The sequence below is a fragment of the Ligilactobacillus sp. UO.C109 genome (assembly GCF_026847815.1).
GTDB lineage: Bacteria > Bacillota > Bacilli > Lactobacillales > Lactobacillaceae > Ligilactobacillus > Ligilactobacillus salivarius.
Window position 1 is genome coordinate 1 of the sequence record NZ_JAPSFH010000031.1, and the last position, 602, is coordinate 602.

Sequence of the window (602 nt, forward strand, 5' to 3'; positions counted from 1 at the left end):
ATGTCTACCACTGCGTCCAAACTTTCTGAAGTTACTTCTACTTCATCTACTGCACCTGGAATTGCTGTGTAGCCTTCTTGTTCTGGAGCTGTAAAGCTTTCCCAACGACCTACGGTCCATGGTCCATACTTCTTCTCGTCGCTGTCTGCTACACTCGTGTACTTCCTTTCCAATGTTACTGGCTGTTTTGTTGTTTGAACTTCACCATTTGGCAAATGTACATTGATTGTTCGCGTAATTGTCTTTTCTTCTTTTCCTTCTACTATTGCTGGTTCATCTGCTCGATAGTAGATGTCTACCACTGCATCCAAACTTTCTGAAGTTACTTCGACTTCATCTACTGTGCCTGGAATTGCTGTGTAACCTTCTTGTTCTGGGGCTGTAAAGCTTTCCCAACGACCTACGGTCCATGGTCCATATTTCTTCTCGTCGCTGCCTGCTACACTCGTGTACTTCCTTTCCAATGTTACTGGCTGTTTTGTTGTTTGAACTTCACCATTTGGCAAGTGTACATTGATTGTTCGCGTGATTGTCTTTTCTTCTTTTCCTTCTACTATTGCTGGTTCATCTGCTCGATAGTAGATGTCTACCACTGCGTCCAA

At 43.5% G+C, this 602-nt stretch carries 1 protein-coding gene; it reads right to left on the bottom strand.

Going from position 1 to position 602, the window contains the following annotated elements:
• The coding region (locus OZJ21_RS08685; RefSeq protein WP_442916311.1) for a mucin-binding protein at positions 1 to 602 on the bottom strand (602 nt) is incomplete at both ends.